At 33.9% G+C, this 19,810-nt stretch carries 18 protein-coding genes and 1 CRISPR repeat array (1 of these 19 cut by a window edge); of the genes, 15 read left to right on the top strand and 3 right to left on the bottom strand.

Annotated elements, in window-relative coordinates; genetic code table 11:
• Positions 1 to 13 precede the first annotated feature (13 nt).
• From argC to ACZ5EP_RS05860, 5 genes are read left to right on the top strand one after another with little or no spacing between them, the layout of a single operon-like run.
• On the top strand, positions 14 to 997 hold the full coding sequence (argC, locus tag ACZ5EP_RS05880) for an N-acetyl-gamma-glutamyl-phosphate reductase (RefSeq protein WP_464508364.1): 984 nt from the start codon (positions 14 to 16) through the stop codon (positions 995 to 997).
• 16 nt (positions 998 to 1,013) lie between these two features.
• Positions 1,014 to 1,730, top strand: coding sequence for a UDP-2,3-diacylglucosamine diphosphatase (locus tag ACZ5EP_RS05875; protein WP_464508363.1), 717 nt, complete (start codon positions 1,014 to 1,016; stop codon positions 1,728 to 1,730).
• Positions 1,717 to 2,679: a chemotaxis protein gene (locus ACZ5EP_RS05870; protein ID WP_464508362.1), complete on the top strand. Its 963-nt coding sequence runs from the start codon at positions 1,717 to 1,719 to the stop codon at positions 2,677 to 2,679. Before ACZ5EP_RS05875 ends, ACZ5EP_RS05870 begins: the two co-directional genes overlap by 14 nt.
• A gap of 12 nt (positions 2,680 to 2,691) precedes the next feature.
• Positions 2,692 to 5,184, top strand: coding sequence for a hybrid sensor histidine kinase/response regulator (locus ACZ5EP_RS05865; RefSeq protein ID WP_464508361.1), 2,493 nt, complete (start codon positions 2,692 to 2,694; stop codon positions 5,182 to 5,184).
• 9 nt (positions 5,185 to 5,193) lie between these two features.
• The gene (locus ACZ5EP_RS05860; RefSeq protein WP_127679463.1) at positions 5,194 to 5,718 is read left to right on the top strand and encodes a chemotaxis protein CheW; all 525 of its coding nucleotides are present in this window, start codon (positions 5,194 to 5,196) and stop codon (positions 5,716 to 5,718) included.
• Here the strand turns inward: ACZ5EP_RS05860 and speA are convergent.
• From speA to ACZ5EP_RS05845, 3 genes are read right to left on the bottom strand one after another with little or no spacing between them, the layout of a single operon-like run.
• Positions 5,715 to 7,541: a biosynthetic arginine decarboxylase gene (speA, locus tag ACZ5EP_RS05855; RefSeq protein ID WP_464508360.1), complete on the bottom strand. Its 1,827-nt coding sequence runs from the start codon at positions 7,539 to 7,541 to the stop codon at positions 5,715 to 5,717. The genes ACZ5EP_RS05860 and speA overlap by 4 nt on opposite strands.
• Before the next feature lie 27 nt (positions 7,542 to 7,568).
• Positions 7,569 to 8,729: a histidine--tRNA ligase gene (gene hisS / locus ACZ5EP_RS05850; protein WP_464508359.1), complete on the bottom strand. Its 1,161-nt coding sequence runs from the start codon at positions 8,727 to 8,729 to the stop codon at positions 7,569 to 7,571.
• 28 nt (positions 8,730 to 8,757) lie between these two features.
• Complete coding sequence (locus tag ACZ5EP_RS05845; protein WP_464508358.1) at positions 8,758 to 9,588, bottom strand: hypothetical protein; 831 nt, start codon at positions 9,586 to 9,588, stop codon at positions 8,758 to 8,760.
• 25 nt (positions 9,589 to 9,613) lie between these two features.
• Here ACZ5EP_RS05845 and ACZ5EP_RS05840 point away from each other — a divergent pair, with 25 nt between their 5' ends.
• The 10 genes from ACZ5EP_RS05840 to cas2 all read left to right on the top strand — a co-directional run bounded on the left by ACZ5EP_RS05840 (position 9,614) and on the right by cas2 (position 19,104).
• Positions 9,614 to 10,402: a TIGR00282 family metallophosphoesterase gene (locus ACZ5EP_RS05840; RefSeq protein ID WP_464508357.1), complete on the top strand. Its 789-nt coding sequence runs from the start codon at positions 9,614 to 9,616 to the stop codon at positions 10,400 to 10,402.
• The gene (locus tag ACZ5EP_RS05835) at positions 10,392 to 11,018 is read left to right on the top strand and encodes a 3-methyladenine DNA glycosylase (protein WP_464508356.1); all 627 of its coding nucleotides are present in this window, start codon (positions 10,392 to 10,394) and stop codon (positions 11,016 to 11,018) included. The genes ACZ5EP_RS05840 and ACZ5EP_RS05835 overlap by 11 nt, the downstream gene beginning before the upstream one ends.
• Positions 11,019 to 11,582 carry a M48 family metallopeptidase gene (locus tag ACZ5EP_RS05830; RefSeq protein WP_464508355.1) on the top strand — a complete coding sequence of 188 codons (564 nt, stop codon included), beginning with the start codon at positions 11,019 to 11,021 and terminating at the stop codon, positions 11,580 to 11,582.
• A 9-nt stretch (positions 11,583 to 11,591) separates the two neighbouring features.
• Positions 11,592 to 13,202, top strand: a complete 1,611-nt coding sequence (locus ACZ5EP_RS05825; protein ID WP_464508354.1) for a DNA recombination protein RmuC — start codon at positions 11,592 to 11,594, stop codon at positions 13,200 to 13,202.
• 67 nt (positions 13,203 to 13,269) lie between these two features.
• Positions 13,270 to 13,842 carry a LemA family protein gene (locus tag ACZ5EP_RS05820; RefSeq protein WP_464508353.1) on the top strand — a complete coding sequence of 191 codons (573 nt, stop codon included), beginning with the start codon at positions 13,270 to 13,272 and terminating at the stop codon, positions 13,840 to 13,842.
• A 2-nt stretch (positions 13,843 to 13,844) separates the two neighbouring features.
• Complete coding sequence (locus ACZ5EP_RS05815; RefSeq protein WP_464508352.1) at positions 13,845 to 14,693, top strand: DUF3137 domain-containing protein; 849 nt, start codon at positions 13,845 to 13,847, stop codon at positions 14,691 to 14,693.
• Positions 14,683 to 15,603, top strand: coding sequence for a helix-turn-helix transcriptional regulator (locus ACZ5EP_RS05810; protein WP_464508351.1), 921 nt, complete (start codon positions 14,683 to 14,685; stop codon positions 15,601 to 15,603). The genes ACZ5EP_RS05815 and ACZ5EP_RS05810 overlap by 11 nt, the downstream gene beginning before the upstream one ends.
• A 21-nt stretch (positions 15,604 to 15,624) precedes the next feature.
• Positions 15,625 to 16,686 carry a Card1-like endonuclease domain-containing protein gene (locus tag ACZ5EP_RS05805; protein ID WP_464508350.1) on the top strand — a complete coding sequence of 354 codons (1,062 nt, stop codon included), beginning with the start codon at positions 15,625 to 15,627 and terminating at the stop codon, positions 16,684 to 16,686.
• A 1-nt stretch (position 16,687) separates the two neighbouring features.
• Positions 16,688 to 18,829 (top strand): CRISPR-associated endonuclease Cas1, encoded by a 2,142-nt coding sequence (gene cas1 / locus ACZ5EP_RS05800; protein WP_464508349.1) that lies wholly within the window; start codon positions 16,688 to 16,690, stop codon positions 18,827 to 18,829.
• Entirely contained in the window at positions 18,829 to 19,104 is a 276-nt protein-coding gene (gene cas2 / locus ACZ5EP_RS05795) for a CRISPR-associated endonuclease Cas2 (RefSeq protein WP_464508348.1), read from the top strand. The genes cas1 and cas2 overlap by 1 nt, the downstream gene beginning before the upstream one ends.
• 397 nt (positions 19,105 to 19,501) lie before the next feature.
• A CRISPR array of direct repeats spans positions 19,502 to 19,810; the repeat unit is 37 nt; unit sequence ATTTACCTATTACTCGGAAAGAGAGTGATTTCGAGAC (it continues 266 nt past the right edge of the window).

Genomic DNA, 19,810 nt, shown 5'->3' with positions numbered 1-19,810 from the left:
TGGAGAATTGAGAATGAAAAAAATCAGTGTGGCAATAGTTGGAGCGAGCGGTTATACGGGGCTGGAGCTTATAAAAATACTGTTAAACCATCCTTATTTTGAAATATCAGGGCTTTTCGGAAGCGAAGGAGGAGAGAGAATAGAAAAAATTTATCCTTCTCTTAAAGGCGTGTTTGAATGTGAAATACAAAAATCCGATACCGAAAAACTGGCGAAATATGATTTGGTTTTTCTTGCCGTTCCTCACAAAACAGCTATGGCGCTGGTAAAAGAGCTTTACGGCAAAACTAAAATAGTCGATTTTTCAGCGGATTACAGGCTTAATCAGAAAAATTACGAAGATTATTACTGTCCTCATACCGATCCTGCAAATCTTGAAAATTCGGCATACGGACTGCCTGAAATTTTCAGGGAGTATATTAAAAAAGCAAGTTTAATTGCAAATCCTGGATGTTATCCTACAGCCAGCATACTGGCTATTTATCCTTTTATAGAGTATATTGAAGACGGTGTTTTCGTAGATGCCAAAAGTGGAGTAAGCGGAGCGGGCAAGAAGCTCAGCTCGACTACTCATTTTGTAAAAGACAATGAGAATTTCTTTGCCTATAACCCTGTAAAACACCGCCATTCGGTTGAAATAAAAGAAAAAACAGGATTAAATGTCACTTTTGTTCCGCAGCTTCTGCCGATTACGAGGGGAATGCAGGTTAGCGTATATGCAAAACTGAAAAAAGAGATAGACCCGTTAGAAATTTTACAAGAAACCTACAAAAATGAAGAATTTATAAGAATAAGCGATAAACCGGTGGAAATTAAAAACGTTGCGGGTACGCACTACTGCGATATTTTTGCCGTTAAAAACGGCAATATGCTTTTTATTAACAGTGTAATCGACAATCTTTTAAGAGGGGCTTCCAGCCAGGCGGTTGCAAACGCAAATCTTATGTTCGGATTTGAAGAAGGGCTCGCACTGCCTAAAATAGCCTATGTTCCGTAAAAGTGAAAAGTGAAAAGTGAAAAGTGAAAAATTAAAAGTTAAAAAAATTGAACTGAAAGACAAAGCGGCCGTAATTGCCGACGTGCATTATAAAAAAGGGGATAAAAAGTTTTTAAATCTTTTAAAAAAATGGATTGAAAACCCGCCTCCTCAGGTGTTTTTTCTGGGGGATGTTTTTCATCTTCTTCTGCCTTTTGCCTATTTGAAAAATTATAATAAAGAAGCCGTAAACCTTATAAACGAACTCTCTAAAAAAACGGAAGTGTTTTATACTCCGGGAAATCATGATTTTAATATAGAAAAAATTTTTCCAAACGCGGTTTTTGCCGATGCTTTTTTTGACGATAAAAAAAATATTTTTTTAACGCACGGCGATTTAACCGATACCGATTCTTTGTACAGAATGTATGTGAAAATTATAAGAAACGGAACAGTTGAAAAAATATTGAATGTGATTTCCCTGAACTTCATAAACAACTGGATGTTTAAAAAAATTCTTTCTAAAAAAATAAGCTGTAAAAAGCTTGAAAATTTTGAAAAAAAAATTAAAGAAAAGTTAAAATTATACGATTATGGTATAATTATTGAAGGTCATTACCATCAAAACAGAATATTACATTTTCAAGACAGAGAGTATATAAATTTGCCGGCATTTATTTGCACTAAAAGCTATATTTTAATACAATTAGACAATAATCCGATAATAAAGGAAATAGGATATGATGGACGATAAAACGCTAAAAGTAGGCTCTAACGAATTAGAACTTGTCGATTTCAGACTTTATAAAAAAGAACCGAACGGCGGTATTTATGAAGGTGTTTACGGTATTAACGTTGCTAAAGTAAGAGAAATTATAAAAATGCCTGAACTCACTGAGCTGCCTGGAAGCGAAGATTATATTGAAGGGATTTTCGATTTAAGGGGAGTGGTTGTCCCTGTCGTTGATCTGGCAAAATGGATGGGAATTACGGTGCCGAGCGAAGATGAGGCTCCTATTAAAAAAAGAGTGATTATTACGGAATTTAATAATATCCTTATAGGTTTTATCGTTCATGACGCTAAAAGAATCAGAAGAATCAGCTGGGCGGATATCGAACCGGCTCAGTTCGGTGTCGGCCAGGGAAAACTGGACAGAAGTAAAATCACCGGTATTACAAGAATAGAAAACGGCGAAATTCTTTTAATACTTGATTTGGAAAGTATTGTTGAAGAAATGGGGCTTTTTGAAGCAAATCTTGAAGACGTTGATTTGGATTCTATTCAAAAATTCAGCGGTATGGTATTGCTTGTGGACGACTCTGCTACGGCCAGAAGAATAGAAAGAGACGCGCTTGAAAAAATGGGATTTGAAGTTATTGAGGCAACAAACGGAGAGGAAGGCCTTCAAAAGCTTGAAGAGTTATATGCAGTATACAGGGAAAATTTGAAAGACAAATTAAAACTTATCCTTAGCGACGTTGAAATGCCTAAAATGGACGGATATCATATGGCGGCTAAAATACATGCGGATGAAAGATTTAAAGATATTCCTCTTGTGTTCAGTTCGTCTATTTCCGACGCATTCAGCGATATAAGAGGTAAGGCCGTAGGTGCTGAAGGATATCTTGTTAAATTCGATTCAAATAAATTTTATCAGCAGATTGCGGATATTTTACAAAACCATAAAGAAAATAATTCTTAAGAAAGGTAGGCTATGGATGAAATTCAAGAATTATTAGAAGACTTCCTTGTAGAAGCTTTTGAAATGATAGAGGAGATGGACCAGGATCTTGTTGAGCTGGAGAACTCTCCCGATGATCTGGATCTTCTTAATAAAATATTCAGAGTCGCGCATACGATTAAAGGAAGCGGAAGTTTTTTAAATTTTGATAAGTTAACCAGACTTACGCATCACATGGAAGCAGTGCTGGATAAAGCAAGAAAAGGCGAGCTTACCATCACTCCTGAAATAATGGACGTCATTCTTGAGTCCGTAGACGCCATGAAAGGTATTTTGGAATACATAAGAGACAACGGCGACGATTCGGCTCCGGATATAGATATTGAGCCTATCGTAGTCAAACTTGACGCTATTGTAAACGGAGAAAATAAAAAAGAAGCCGAATCTGAAAGTCAGGAATCTTCTAATAAACCTAAAATTGTCGGAAACATTAATTTAGACGAAATCACTCTGGAAAACGCAGATGAAATAGATCTTGATTCTTTAGAGCCTGAAGAGCTTGATGCGGTGCTTGAGCATTTAGTTGAGCTTAGAAACAAAAAAGAAAAACCTAAAAAAATAGGCAATATCAATTTAGAAGACATAACTCTTGAAAATGCCGATGAAATAGATCTTGATTCGCTTTCTCCCGAAGAAGCCGATGCGGTGCTTGAACATTTAGTTGAGCTTAGAAACAAAGGCGGCAAAACCGAACCTAAAGAAGATAAAAAAGAACAAAGCCAAGAAGAAAAGAAATCTGAAGAGACAAAAGAAGAGAAAAAAGAAGAAAAAAAAGAAATAGCGCCTGCTAAAAAACAGGAGCTAACACAAGAACAGAAGAAAAAAGAAGTCAAAAAAGCGATTTCATCCGTGGCCGAACAGACTATCAGGGTTGACGTAAAAAGACTTGACCAGTTAATGAACCTTATAGGTGAGCTTGTTCTTGCCAAAAACAGGCTTATTAAAATTTATAACGACGTAGAAGAAAGATATGAAGGCGAAAAATTCCTTGAAGAACTTAATCAGGTTGTGTCAAGTATCTCTATAGTAACTACAGACCTTCAAATCGCCGTTATGAAAACAAGAATGCTTCCTATCGGTAAAGTATTTAACAAATTCCCTCGTTTAGTCAGAGACCTTTCACGCGAACTCGGTAAAAAAGTTAAACTGATTATCGAAGGTGAAGATACTGAACTTGATAAATCAATTATCGAAGAAATAGGCGATCCTCTTGTGCATATGATCAGAAATTCCGTTGACCACGGTATTGAACCGCCGGAAGAGAGAAAAAAACTCGGAAAGCCGGAAGAAGGTACTGTATGGCTTAGGGCTTATAACGAAGGTAATATGATCGTTATCGAAATTAAAGACGACGGTAAAGGTATGGATCCTGAAGTCTTAAAAAGAAAAGCGATTGAAAAAGGAATTATTACCGAAAGTGAAGCAGCTAATATGAGCGATAAAGAAGCGTTTATGCTTATCTTTAAGCCAGGATTCTCAACAGCTGCTAAAGTTACAAGCGTATCAGGACGCGGAGTCGGAATGGACGTTGTTAAAACGAATATTGAAAAACTTAACGGTATTATTGAAGTCGATTCGGCTCCGGGTAAAGGAAGCACGTTCAAATTGAAAATTCCTTTAACTCTTGCAATTATTCAGGCTCTGCTTGTGGCAAGTCAGGAAGATCTTTTTGCCGTGCCTCTTTCAAACGTTATAGAAACGGTGAGAATCGTAGAAGAAGATATTTATACAATTGAAGGAAAAAGCGTACTTAAACTTCGTGAAGAAGTGCTTCCGCTTGTAAATATGGCGGATATTTTTGAAATTGAAAAAGTACTAGAGCCTGAAAAATATCTGTATGTTGTTATTTTAGGACTCGGTGCCACTAAAATAGGTCTTATTGTAGACAGATTTATAGGTCAGGAAGAGATTGTTATTAAATCACTGGGCGAATTTTTAAAAGGTATTCCTGGAATTGCCGGTGCTACTATCAGAGGCGACGGTAGGGTTACGCTTATTATAGACGTGGGTACTTTAATGAAGCTGGCAAAAGAAACTCATAACAAAAAAATAGTAACCGAATCTCTAAACGAAGCTAAAAAGAAAAAAGAAAAACCTAGCGATTATACCGTTATGCTTGTGGACGACAGCGCAATGGATAGAAAAATTATGAGAAACGCGCTTGAAGAACTCGGAGTGAATCTTATAGAGGCAAAAGACGGCGTAGAAGCCCTTCAGATGCTTAAAAACAATGAAGTCGACGCAATGCTTATAGATATTGAAATGCCTAGAATGGACGGTTATACGTTAGCGCAGGAAATAAGAAAATATAACAAATACAGAAAACTGCCTTTAATAGCGGTTACGAGCAGAACTACAAAATCAGACAGGGTAAGAGGTGTTGAAGTGGGAATGAACGAATATATTACAAAGCCGTATACTCCTGAATATTTACAAAATGTAGTTAGAAGAAATCTTGGATTATAAGGGTAAAAAATGGGAAGTTTAAACGAAATCGTAAAACAGCAGCAACAGTCTCTCACGCAGCCGGAAGAAAACGTTTCTGAAGAGATTGTACAGTTAGTGGGATTTATAGTGGGTGAAGAAGAATTTGCCGTGCCTATTTTATCCATTCAGGAAATTATTAAACCTATAGAATGGACAAGGGTTCCGTTTACTCCTGATTACGTATTAGGCGTGTTTAACTTAAGGGGTAACGTGCTTCCACTTATAGATTTAAGAATAAAATTCGGAGTTTCCGCAAACGATATTGATGAAAATACAAGATTTATCGTTATGAAAATAAAAGACGAGGATGTGGCGTTTATTATCGACAGACTTACTTCCGCTCTTAGAATCAAGAAAAAAAACATACTTCCTCCTCCGGATACTTATTCAAATGAAGACGATATAATTGAAGGCGTGGGAAGAATGGATGACGGAAGAATTATTACTATTTTAAAAGTGGATAATTTGATAAAAAGAGAAGATATAGTGCCTTCTCAGGAAAACAATCTTTAATCTTTCAGATAAACCATATCGTTAAGGAGCAGTAAAAGCTCTCCAAAAATCTCTTTTTGTTTTTCTTCGTTTTTAATGTTATTTTCTATATTGTCTTTTAATCTCCATTCAAGTTCGTTTATATCATAATCAAGATCGATTAATATTTCCCTTATTTTTTGGGTCGGTTCAAGAAATTCTATTTGGTGGTTTCCTTCTTCGTCAAAACTTACGATAGCTTCATTTGTGAAGCTGAAAAGGTTGTGTTTCATGCCCAGAATTTCCTGATAGGCTCCTACAAGGAAAAATCCTAAATAATATTTTTCTTTGTTCAGGTCAACGTCATGTAAATATATAGGGTTTTCTTTGTTAAAAGGTATTTCTCCGTCGCTGTCGCAGGTGATATCCCATATAGTCGCACTTCTGTTTGGGCTGATATTCAGTTTTGTTATAGGCATAACAGGAAATCTCTGTCCGAGTCCCCAAAAATCAGGCAGACTCTGAAAAATAGAAAAGTTTGCAAGGTATTTTTCCTGTATTTTTTCGTTAATGGATTTAAGCTCTTTGTTTTTAAATCCTCTGGAAGTTGCGAATTTGAGAGCTTTTTTAATTATAAGATGCACAAGAATTTCACTGTTGCTTCTGTCTATAAGGTCTATATATCCCAAATCAAAAAGTGTAAGCAGACTTTCAAAATGATCCAGAGCGTCATGGAAATATTCAATATAGTTGCTTTCGTTAAGTGTATCATAAAGATCAAACAGTTCTTCCACCAGATCGGGGTTTTTGTTTTTTAACCTTAAGGATTTTTCGGTATATTCCTGAGAAAAAAGTTCGATTACCGGTGCTATTAATATAGTGGAAGGCGATGCGATAAATCGTCCGCTTTCAGTGAAAATATCAGGCATAGGAACCTGTTTTTTGTTTGAAATTTCTTTTAAAAGATACACAACGTCGTTGCTGAACTCCTCAATTGAATAGTTTTTGTCACGTTTTTCCTCCCACTGTGAATACTCTACCGCAAGTCCTCCGCCAATATTGATGGCGCTCAGGTTTTTGGCTCCGAGCTTTCTTAAATCCGCATATATGTTACCGCTTTCACGGATAGCTTTTTTAAGCGGTGATATATCGTTTATCTGACTGCCGATATGGAAATGGATCATTTTAAGTTTGTCCAGTATGCCGTTTTGTTTGAGTATTTCAATGGCTTCTATAATTTCGGTAGAGCTTAGTCCGAATTTGCTCTCAATCCCCCCGCTTTTAGCCCATATCCCGACGCCGCTTGTATGAAGACGGATACGGATACCGATATTTACCGGCATTTTATGGTATTCGGTGCTGACTTCTATAATGGATTTGAGTTCATTCAGTCCTTCAATGGTAATAGTTACGTCAAATCCCATAAAACCGGCTATGAATGCCAGGCGTATCATGTCTTTGTCTTTAAATCCGTTAATTGTGATAGGGGCGTTTTTGTTGTTATAAGCCATTGCCAGGATAAGTTCCGCCTTGCTTCCGGCTTCCAGTCCGTAATTGTATTTATGAGCTATTTTAATGAGAGGTTTTAAAAAAGTCGGAAACTGGTTTACTTTAAGCGGGAATACCGCCTGGAATTTTCCTTTGTAATCAAACTCTTTAATCGCCTTGTTGAAAGAAGTGTATATGGAATTTATCTGTTTTCTTATAAGATGGGGAAATCTGAGAAGAATAGGCCCTTTTATCCCTTTTTCTTCTATTTCTTCTATTATGTCTATAAGAGCCGGCTGGTTTCCGTAGTTTATTTTCAGTTTGCCGTTTTCTATAAAGAAATTGTTGGCACCCCAGATATCTATTCCGTAGTTCATGTTAAGCCTTTGTTTAACTTAATTTAATTATAGCTCTTTTTCGAAAAATTTTCCTTCTTTTAGTTCTTCTTCACCTACTATAAGAGCTTTTTTGTATCCGCCTTTGTCTGCGGCTTTAAGATGCGCTTTTAAAGATTTTGTTTTTGTTTCTACGAACACTTTTTGGTTGTGTCTTAGTTTTTTTGCTTCTTTTTGTATAAAAGGCAAAGCTTCGTCAAGCATTGCACCCATATATATACCGTCTCTGATTTCGTCTGTTCTAACAAGTTCCAGAATTCTTTCCACTCCTATTGCGAATCCGACTCCCGGTGTGGATTTCCCTCCTAAAAACTCAACCAGCCTGTCATATCTTCCTCCTCCGCATATTGCGCTTTGGGCTCCGATTTCGGTTGATACGAATTCAAAAGTCGTTTTTGTGTAATAATCAAGACCTCTTACGAGGTTTTTGTCCACTTCGTAACTGATACCGAGATTTTCAAGACCTTTTTTCAGTGTTTCGAAGTCTTTTTGGCAGTTTTCGCAGAGGTTGTCCGTAATTTTTGGGGCGTCTTTTAGAATCTCCTGACAGCTTTGCTGTTTACAGTCAAGTGTTCTTATAGGGTTTTGGGTAATTCTTCTTTGACAGTCTTCGCAGAGTTCTTCTTTGTGCGAATTTAAAAATTCAACCAGTTTGTTTCTGTATTCAGGCATGCATACGCTGCATCCCAAAGAGTTGATTTTAAGAGTGTAATCAATCCCCAAAGAATCGAAAATATCCGCCGCAAGGGCAATGATGTTTATATCTTCGTATATGCTAGGCTCTCCGAAGCTTTCAATTCCGAACTGGTGGAATTCCCTCAGTCTTCCTTTTTGCGGTCTTTCATATCTGAACATAGGTCCGAAATACCAAAATCTTTTAGGAGTCTGCTGTCTGTCGTATTTGTGCTCTATAAAGCTTCTGACAACTCCCGCCGTCCCTTCGGGTCTTAGGCAGACGTCGTTGCCCCCTTTGTCTATAAACTGATACATCTCTTTATTTACTATGTCGCTGCTTTCTCCCACACTTCTTTTAAACAAAGACGTTTCTTCTAAAATAGGGGTTTCTATGTATGAATATCCGTAATTTTCGGCAATTTCCCTGGCGGTATCGAATATTTTTAAAAAACGAGGGTCCTCAATGTCTTTCATTCCTCTTAACGCTTTAATCATTAAAATACCTTTTTTTATGAAATTTTATCTAAAATTTGTAATTTAAACTTATATTTACCGCTTCTTTTAAGTGATAATCGTATGTTTTGGAATATAGAAGATAAGGCTCGAATTCTATATATATTCTTTTGGATCTGATAATATGCCTGAAAACAAGGTTCAGTTTATGAGAATAGCAAAAAGGAGCCCTGTCGGTATAGCCCGTAAAAGAGTATCCTAAAACATAAAGCCTTTTATTGTAAATAAACGATTTATAAATTCCAGAAGTGTATGTAAAAAACGAATCGTTTTTTGTTCTTGATACGGTGGTATTGAATGTGTAAGGATTTTTTTTGATAATTACTATTGAATATTCTTCCCAGTAGTTATCAAAAGGGTAATAATAAAACTGCTGGTTAAACGCATAAGTAAGATAATAAGTTTTTTGAATCAAAAAGCTGTTTTTTATAAAAAATTTGAGTTTGGAATCTCTTATTCTTAAATAGGGTCTTATTGTCAATGAGGTATATAAACTTTTGGTCTGCGGATTCTGCTTTTTTAAATTTTTTTGTTTTGTCGTTTTATTTTTAACGATAATGTGGGAAAATTTTAAACCCGGAAGTTTTAAATGCAGTGACAGAGAGGTTGAGACCTTGCTGTTTAGCGAATCATAGCTTATTTTAAAATGAAAAAACGACTCTTTAGGGTTTATTTTCAAATAATCGGGTATAAAAAAATTAACGTTGCTGATAAGCCCTTTTTTTATAGAAATTAGGGTTTCATATAAGGTGTTTTGTTCTGTTTTTGTTTTTTTGTATACAATCTTGTCTGTAGCAAACGATAAATTAATTATAATTATAAATAAAATAAACTTTTTCATTTTAGTATTTTACCAAAGGATTTTAATGAATATACTTTTTATAGGCGATATTGTAGGCAAACCGGGAAGAAAAATGGTTAAAAAATTTCTTCCCTCTTTAAAAAAAGAGTATCAGATTGATTACGTAATTGCTAATTACGAAAACGCGGCGCACGGTTTTGGTGTGACGGAAAAAGTGTATAAAGAATTGAAAACTGCGGGAGTGGATATTTTTACGGGAGGAAATCATACTTTTGATAAGAAAAAAGACGCTTTTACGCTGCTTGAAGAAAAAAAAATATTAAGACCGCTGAATTATTTTGAAGCTCCGGGAGAATGGTATTATGAAGACGATAATATTATCGTAATAAGTGCAATGGGGATATTTGCGATGCCTTACGGCAAAAACCCGTTTATAGAGCTCAATCAATTTGTAGAAGGAAAAGATAAGTTTATTTTTGTGGATTTCCACGCGGAAGCCACAGCAGAAAAAAGAGCTATGTATCTTATGCTAAAAGGCAGGGTGGGAGCCGTGGTAGGTACGCATACGCATATCGGTACCGATGATCTGGAAATAGAGGACGGAACCTGTTATCTGACGGATATAGGTCTTACGGGCTGCAGGGATAACGTAATTGGCATGGAAGCGAAAGCGCCTATTGCCCATATGCTGACAGGTCTTAAGCATAATTTTGACGTAAAAGAAAAATGCGAGGCTATTTTTCAGGCGCTGCTTATTAAAACCGACGGAAATAAGAGCGTATCGGCTAAAAAGTTTAAAGCCGTTGGTGAGGGCGAGTTGTATGTTTCCCAGGAGGTTGAAGTTGGAATTTAGCAATTCTTACGAGCTTCTAAAAGAACTAAGAAGCAAAAATCTTTTAATAAACAAGCCTAAATACTGGTGGCCGAATTACGGCACGTTTGAAGTGGTGGTCGGAGCCGTTTTGACACAAAATACAAAATGGGAAAACGTCGAAAAAGCCCTTAATAAATGGAAAATGGAAAATGGTGAATGGAGAATTGAAGATGTTGCATGTTTAGACCCGGTATTTTTGTCTGAAATTATAAAACCGGCGGGTTTTTACAATCAAAAGTCAAAGCGCCTTATAGCTTTGAGCCGGAATATTCTAAGGAATTTTGGCAGTTTTGATAGTTTCAGGGAAAATGTAAACAGAGAGTGGCTGCTTGAACAAAAAGGCATAGGGTTTGAGACGGCCGATTCTATTCTTTGCTATGCATGCGGACGTGATATAATGGTAGTAGACGCATATACCAGAAGGCTTCTTAAGAAAAAAGGATATGAATTTGAAACGTATGATGAAATGAGAGAGTGGTGCGAAAGAGGAATTGAAGAAAACTGGGATAAACTATCGGATGTTTACGAGAATGATTTGAATTTGTGCTATGCGAGATTTCATGGTAAAATCGTTGAATTTATGAAGAAAAAATAAATGGACAGACTTTTTTTCAACGGGGCTGAAATAAGATATAAAATAGTTAAAAAACCTATTAAAAATCTGTATCTGGAAGTAAAAGAAGGATTTGTGGAAATAAGGTGCAACGGATTTGTGCCTAAAAGACATATAGAAAAATTTATTCTAAAACATGCAGAGCATATTATTCATAAACTTTCCGAAAAAGAGTTTTTTTATCTTTTCGGTAAAAAATACGATAAAAACGGAGCTGATGTAAAAGAGCTGTTTAAAGAAAAACTGCCTCCTGCAGTTTTGAAATATGTAAAAACATATTCTGAAAAAATGAATCTGTATCCAAGCAGGGTTTCTTTCAGATTTAATAAAACAAGATGGGGCAGCTGCAGCCCTAAAAACAGTATAAGTTTCAATTATTATCTCGCGCAGCTTCCGGAAGATCTGATAGAGTATGTGGTAGTACACGAACTGGCTCACATAAAGCATAAAAACCATTCGAATAAATTCTGGGATGAGGTGGAGAGGTATCTTCCGGACGTGAAAAAAAGAAGAAAACTGCTAAGAGAATTTGAAAAGAAAATATAAAGGGGAGCAATGGAAAATATTTATTTAATAATCGGGATTTTAGGGGCTTTGGTTCTGTCTGTGGGATTTACGGCGTTTGTTTTGAGAAAAAAAGCCGAAAAACTTTTGGAAGAGCTTTCAAAGAAAGAAGATGAACTGAATGAGATTAATGCAGCCCTGCAGTATGAAAAAACGCAAAACGCAATACAAGAGGAGCAGATTAAAAGTTTAAACGAATACAAAAGCAGACATGAACTGCTTGAAAGCGAATATATAAAAAATAAAGAAATTTTAAAAGAAATTCAGACTAAATATGAAGAAGCGAAGAGTCAGTTAACGGAAAAAGAATTAAAAAATAGAAGTTTTGAAGAAGAAATAGAAAATTTAAGAAAAGAAAACTCCAACCTTAACATTCAGCTTCAGGAACTAAAAACCAAATATGAAGAAGCTCAAAAACAGCTCTTTGAAAAAACCAGAGAACTTGAAAATGTTTATGAGGAACTAAAGCGGTTAAGGGAGTTAAGCTCCAAACTTTCCGTAGAAAACCAGGAGTTGAAAACAAAACTTGAAGAGAGTGAAAAATCTTTTGAAGAAAAACTGGAGCTTCTCAAAAAAAGCGAGGAAAAATTGAAAGAATCGTTTGAAAACCTCGCAAACGAAATCTTGGAAAAAACAAACGAAAAAATGACAAAAACCTCAAAAGAAAGCCTCTCTCAAATATTGAACCCTTTACAAAACCAGATGAAAGAGTTTAAAGAAAAAATAGAATTTTTAAGCAAAGACGAAGCAGAAAAAATAAGCGCATTGCAAAACGAACTGAAAAACCTAAAAGAACTAAGCCATAAACTCTCAACCGATGCGGAAAACCTGACAAAAGCGCTTAAGGGCGAGAGTAAAACACAGGGTAACTGGGGTGAGCTTGTTCTTGAGAGGGTGCTTGAATTAAGCGGTCTGGAAGAAGGCAGAGAATTTGAAAGGGAAGTGAGTTTAAACGACGAGGACAATAAAAGATACCGTCCGGACGTAATCGTTCATCTTCCGAATAACAGAGATGTGATAATCGATGCCAAAACTTCTCTTAACGCATATCAGGAATATATAAAAACGGAAGATAAAGCGTATATCAAAGCACATATTCAGGCGCTTAAAAACCATATAGACTCGCTTGCCGAAAAAAAATACGAAAATCTTAAAGGCGTAAATTCCCTTGATTTTATTTTTATGTTCGTTCCTATCGAAAATGCGCTAATGCTGGCGCTTGAAAACGATCCTGGGCTTTTTGAGTATGCATTTAAGAAAAGGGTGGTACTTGTTTCTCCTACGACTCTTTTGGTATCGTTAAGAGCTATTGAGAGCAGCTGGAGATTTGAAAGACAGGCCAAAAATATTGATGAAGTGGTAAAAGCCGCAGAAAATCTTTATGATAAAGTAAGAGGCTTTACGGAAGATTTCGAAAAAGTCGGAAAGTCTCTTGAAAGCGCCCAAAAGTCATTTGACAATGCCAAAAACAGACTCACTTCCGGAAGAGGCAACGTAATAAGACAAATTGAAATACTTAAAGAAAAAGCTGGAATCAAACCTAAAAAGGAAATATCGAAAGATCTTGCGGATATTGCGATGTTGAAAAACGATGAAGAATAAATATTAAGTTAAGCGTCATTTTTTGTCTTGCAATTCTCCTATAATGTCAATAAAAAAGGAGAAAGAGATGCATTGGGGAGTAACGTTATATTGGGGAATCGGAGGAGCCGTTTTCTTTATTCTGCTTATTATTATGATGTATAACTCGCTGATTGCCAGAAAAAATATGGTAGAAAATATGTACGGTTCGATAGACGCTCTTTTGAAAAAAAGAGTGGATATGATTCCAAATCTAGTAGCAAGCGTTAAAGAATATATGAAACACGAAAGAAACCTGCTTACGAAAATAACGGAAATACGGTCTCAAATACTTAATACCGATGACGAAAACGAAAAAATCGAACTTGAAAACAGATTGAGCGAATATCTCAGAAGCTTGTTTGTAAATGTTGAAAATTATCCTCAGTTAAGAGCAAGTGAAAATTTTATGCAGCTGCAGACTGCCGTTAAAGACGTGGAAGATCAGATATCTGCTGCGAGAAGGGCGTATAACCAGGCTGTAACGGATTACAACAACGCGATAGAAATGTTTCCGACAAATATACTGGCTTCAATAATGGGGTGGAAACGTAAAAGAGTGTTTGAAATTTCTGAAACCGAGCGGGAGAATATTAATGTAGCCGATTATTTTAAAGGCTGAAAATGGAAGCTGTTAATCAATTGAGAAAAGCCGCTTTACTGAAAGTTATTAGCGCTGTTGTTATAGTTCCTGTAATTGCGTTTGTAACGTTTAAATTTTCCGTTCTCTGGTGGCATTATGCGATTGGAGCGGTTTTGGCGTTTGTTGTTATCGGTATTGCCGCAAATGCCGTTGATAATTATGAAGAGGCTTTTATAAAAAAAATATTAAAGCCTGTTTTGGAAGCTAACGGTTTACATTATTTTCCAAAAGACGGTTTAAGTGAGAAAGAAGCGTTAAGCAGCTCTTTTTTTGATTTTGAATATGATGATTATGATTCTTATGATTTGATTGTGGGAGACGATTTTAAACTGGCTTATGTTAAATTCACAAAAGAAGAGGAATATGAAGACAGCGACGGAGATACGCAAACAGAAACGGTAACAAAATATGCAGGTTTTTTGGCAGTGTTAAAACATAACAGATTTATAAGGAATTACTTGATTATTGAGCCTTCAAGGTTTCATCTGAATGAGATAATTCCAATTACTTATGATAAATACAGAGTGAAACTGGACAACCCGGAGTTTGAAAAAGTATTCGACGTATACAGTGCCGATCAGGTGGAAGCCAGATATCTGCTTGACCATAACTATATGAATATGTTAATCGGGCTTAATAAAAAAGCAGGTGTCAGATATTTGAGTTTTATAAAAGATGTGGTGTTTACCCAGTTGAATTATTCGGATTTTAAGCAAAATATTCCTTTATTTGAAAAAATAAATGATAAAATAATCGAAGAAATTTTATTTCCGGTGGAATATGCCGTTTATGTCAAAAAAGTTTTGAACGGGGAATTGGATGAAAGATAAAAAAGTATTTAACATATTGCAGATTTTGAAAGATTTATCGAAATTAAACACGATTTGCACTAAACACTATGCTGAAAAATTAGGAGTCAGCGTCAGAACGGTTCAGAGGTATCTTGAAGATATAAGTGAATTTTTCGATATAGAACTGGTAACAGAAAAAAGAGGCTGTTATAAATTTTTGAATTTTGGTAAAGTAAAAGAAATTCTTTTAAATCAGGAAGATTATGAGGATTTTGAAAAGTTTGCAAATATTGTGGCTGCATTTAATCCTAAACTGCTTAAATATTTTAACGTAGATGAAAAAATATTGAAAAGAATAATCGATGACGAGCTTTTTTATATTAAACTCTCACCGTTTGAAGAGATTATGAATTTCTCTCTTTTCCAAAAAATAAAAAAGGCGATTAAATATTCTCAGATGATAGATATAGAATACGACAGCGAACGTTTAAGGGTTTTTAAAAATTTAAAACCGCATAAAATAGTTTTTGCGGAAGGAAACTGGTATTTAGTGACACAGGATAATGACAATTTTAACGGTGGAGTAAAATTTTTAAGGCTGAATTTTATAAAAAAGGTTGAATTGAAACCTAAAGAGTTCAAAAAAAATAAAGATTTGCTCGAGTTTATAGAAAACTTCCAGTCTTTAATGAGCGCATACGACAAACCGAAATATGAAGTTGTCGTGTTTGTGGATCAGGAGGTTGAAAGACATTTTAAGGCCAAAAAATTTTTAGATTCCCAGACTGTTTTAAAGGACACTAAAGAAGGTCTTATTTTAAGATATTATATTAACGATGAAAATGAGATTTTACTTTTGGCAAAAGAGTGGATGCCTTATATGAAAATTATTTCACCTTCCCGTCTTCAGGAAAAACTTGAAAAGATTGCAAAAGAAATTATAAATTAATTAAAATTTAAAAGGCGTATTATGACTTTAGTAAGTGTGATAGGTGATTTTTTTTCTTCCGTAACTCCTGTGTTTTATGACTTTTCCGATAAAATCACAACGCATATAATCATATCTGACAATTCGAAAAGAGATTCTTATTATGCTAAAAAATTTAAAAATGGCGTGAGAGATTTTTGTCTTAAAAAAAATAAAAACATTACTCAACATTTTGTAATAATAGACGAAGATTCAAGCAGTGCTATCGACAAGGTTTGTGAATATATAATTCAAAATTCTGCCGGGGAAATATATGTCAATATAAGTGACGGTCTTGCCGCTTTAAATACGGTAATGACTCAGAAGCTGCTGCCAAAAGGGGTAAAGTTTGTTTCTTACGATATTTTTGACAATGAATATCATGTTTTGGACCGCAGAGGTATAATTGAACGAAGACAGGCTAAAGCTATGAATATACAGGAGCATTTTTTGCTTAAAGGGGTGGAGGTGTTTTTTCATGGCGATCTTAATTTTGCAGTTAAAAATGAAGAATTCATAAAAAAAATTTTTGAAAACTATCATAATGAGTATAGGCTTTTTAAATTTTGTCTAACTGTTAACCCATATGATAAAAGATATAAAAGTCAATATAAAAAACCAACAAAATATAATTTTCCAAATATTTACAAATGTTTGAATGAAATGGGGCTTTCTTTTAGTTCCGATAAGCAGCTTTTAACAGGAGGGCTTTTTGAATATTATATTTATCTGCTTTTAAAAAATTTTGATTTTGATGATATTGCCGTAAGTACAGTCGTATATGATAATAACGTTAAAAATGAATACGACGTGTTAGTAATAAAGAACAATCATTTGCATATTATAGAATGTAAACATAAAGCGAAAACATTGGATATAAATGATGTGGTCTATAAATATGCAGCATTAAAAAAAATGGTTGATTATGATTCAAAAGCCGTAATAGTTTCTTTAAAAAGCAAAATTAAAGAGATGATAAAAAAAAGAGCCGAAAGCTTTGATATAAAACTAGTAAATCTGTCTTCACACACTGCAAGGGATATTTATGATTTTTTAAAGGATTAAAATGAAAGATATTTTTTCGGTGGAAAATCTAAAATCGGCTGCAAAAGAGATAGGAAAACCGGAAGATTATTTTGAATTTTTTAATAATGAGGAAAATATTATAGATTTACATAATGAACTCGTTTCAGGAACTTATATTCCAGATCCGTTAATAAAAATAGATTTGAAACAAAATAAAAAAATAAGACCGATTAAATTAAGCAGTACCAAAGATAAAATAGTTCAAAAAATATTGTCTAAATATTTAAGCGATTTATACGAAAAAAAATTTAGTAACAAATCATATGCATACAGGCCGGGTAAATCAGCAGTTAAAGCATTAAATAGAGTGAGTGATTATATTAACAGAGGTTATAGTTATGTTATCAAAACAGATATTAAGGATTTTTTTGAAAATATTGATCATGAAATTTTAGTCAAACTGTTAAGAAATAAAATTGAAGATGAAATAATTATAAAATATATAATTTATTTTTTAAAAATAGGTTCTTTTGATACTAAAAACAATTATATAGAACATGATACCGGAGTTGATCAGGGTAGTGTAATTTCACCAATCCTTTCAAATATTTATATTAATGAAATGGATAGGTTTTTAGAAAGACATTATATTGATTTTGTCAGGTTTGCCGATGATTTTGTGGTTTTTGCCTACTCAAAGCAAAAAGCGGAATTTGTTTTAAGAAATTTAAAAAGATTTCTGAAAATAATAAAACTTTCTCTTAATGAAGAAAAAACATACATAACACATATCAGAAACGGATTTAGTTTTTTGGGAGTTTATTTCAGAGGTAAGTACCGAACACTTGATAACGACAGGTTTGAAAAAATAAAACAAAAACTTTTTTCATTTGTAAACGAAGAAGATGTTTTTGAAAAAATAGATAATTATTTTACATTGATTTCAAATTATTATATTCATATTATTAGAAACAATACGGCGGCAAAAGACGAAATAAAAAATTTACTGATAGATGTTTTAGTAAAAGCTGTAATTAATAAAAAAGAAAAATATAAAAAAATTGAAATAAAAGAAAAATTAACCCGTATGAAATCTCTTAATATTTTTGCTGCAAAAAATCGTGTAATTGATATTATATTAAAAAGAGCATATACTTTGAAAAAAAGTGTGAAAGCTTCTTTAAATACACAACGATCAAAATATGCAAAAAAACTATCACTTTCCGGATTAATGCATATTTCAGGATACGGAATGAGTTTAGGAATATCTAAAAACAGGTTCGTTTTGAAAAAATACGGTAAAGTTATTAGATATTTTCCTTTAAACAAAATTAAACGTATAATAATCGAATCTCAGGGTTTTTCTCTTTCTTCTAATGTATTCTATAAAGCTTCAAGATTAAATATACCTATTGATTTTATTGATAAAAATGCTAATCCGTATGCCAGTATTACGTTTTACAACTCTTCAATACCTCAGTTAATACATAAACAAGCTTTAATTTTAAATACTCCAGAGCATTTAAATATTGCAAAAAAATTTATATACGCAAAACTTAGAAATCAAAAGAATTTTCTTGTATATATGAATAAATATCATAAAAAAACAGATTACGAAATAAAAAATATAAAAAAAATTATAAATTATTTAAATAAAGCTAAAACTGTAAATGAACTTATGGGTTATGAAGGAAGTGCGGCGGCTGTATATTGGAATGGTATAGGAAAGTTGATAAATAATGAAAATTTTGAAAGAATAACAAAAGGAGCAGGTGATGAAATAAATTCAGCTCTTAATTATGCATATGCTGTTTTGTATGGAAAAATTCAGCATGCGTTAATAATGGCCGGTCTTAGTTTACATATTTCATATCTTCATTCGTTGGATAGAACAAAACCGACTTTGGTGTTTGATTTTATGGAACTTTTTAGAACTTATATAGTCGATAGAACTATAGTAGCTATGATTAATAAAAAAGAACATATTAAGGTTGAAAACGGCTTATTAGATATTGAGAGTAAAAGAAATATATCAAAAAACATTCATGAAAGATTGGCGACTTTTGTAGAATATAAAAATAAATCTATGCAGATAGAAAACATAATATATTCACAAGCATACGAATTTAAAAATTATATTGTTGAAAATAAAACTTATAGACCTTTTATAGGGAGATATTGATGTATTATGTTGTTGCATACGATATAACAGATAATAAAAGAAGGAAAAAAGTATCCGACTTGCTTGAAGGATATGGTGTTCGAGTTAATTTTTCGGTATTTGAGATGGATATTTCGATAAAAGAATTGAATATTATTAAAAGAGAACTTAAAAAAATCGTTTCGAAAAAATATGACAGTGTAAGGTTTTACCATATATGTAAAAACTGTGAGAGTAAATCATTTGATTTGACTAAAAATTCAAAAGTGTTTGATCTTATTGGTGGTTTTTTTTGATTTTCCGACTTTTTAAGCCCTGAAAAGCCCGAGAACGGTAAAAACGGCTTGAAAAAAGTCGGCAAATCGACTAAAATATATTTTAAAGAGATTCGATTTTCCGATTTTTGAAAATTCGTTGTTTTAAAAGACCCGATAATAGGCTGTTAGTAACAGATAAAAAAACAAAAAGTCGGCAAATTGACAAAAAACAAAAAAATATTATTCGATTTTCCAACTTTTTGGATTAAAGAAAGTTCCACAGATAGGATACTTTAAGCAAACTATAAGCAAAACGTTGAAGTTGAGAGGTGTAAAAAAGTTTAGATTTTCCGATTTTTTTAAAGTGATCGGTAAATTGGTGGAAAAGGGTAGTTAAAGAAAAATATGCTAAAATTAAGTTTCCGAAATATAGGCTATTTACCTATTACTCGGAAAGAGAGTGATTTCGAGACTTTTTAGCCTCGCTATTATCATTGCCATGCAACCTCCTTATTTACCTATTACTCGGAAAGAGAGTGATTTCGAGACATCGCATAAAGGTCGGTTTCACCGCCGGTAACCTCATTTACCTATTACTCGGAAAGAGAGTGATTTCGAGACACCATACGTTCCCTCAAAGTCGATTCCTACTAAGAAATTATTTACCTATTACTCGGAAAGAGAGTGATTTCGAGACGAAAAGCGAGATCAATAGAATCGATCCCGGTTTTTGCCGGGGATTTAC

This window comes from Nautilia abyssi (assembly GCF_055388085.1).
Note: the sequence above shows the minus strand (reverse complement) of the source record. Positions and strands in the feature narration are given on the sequence as shown.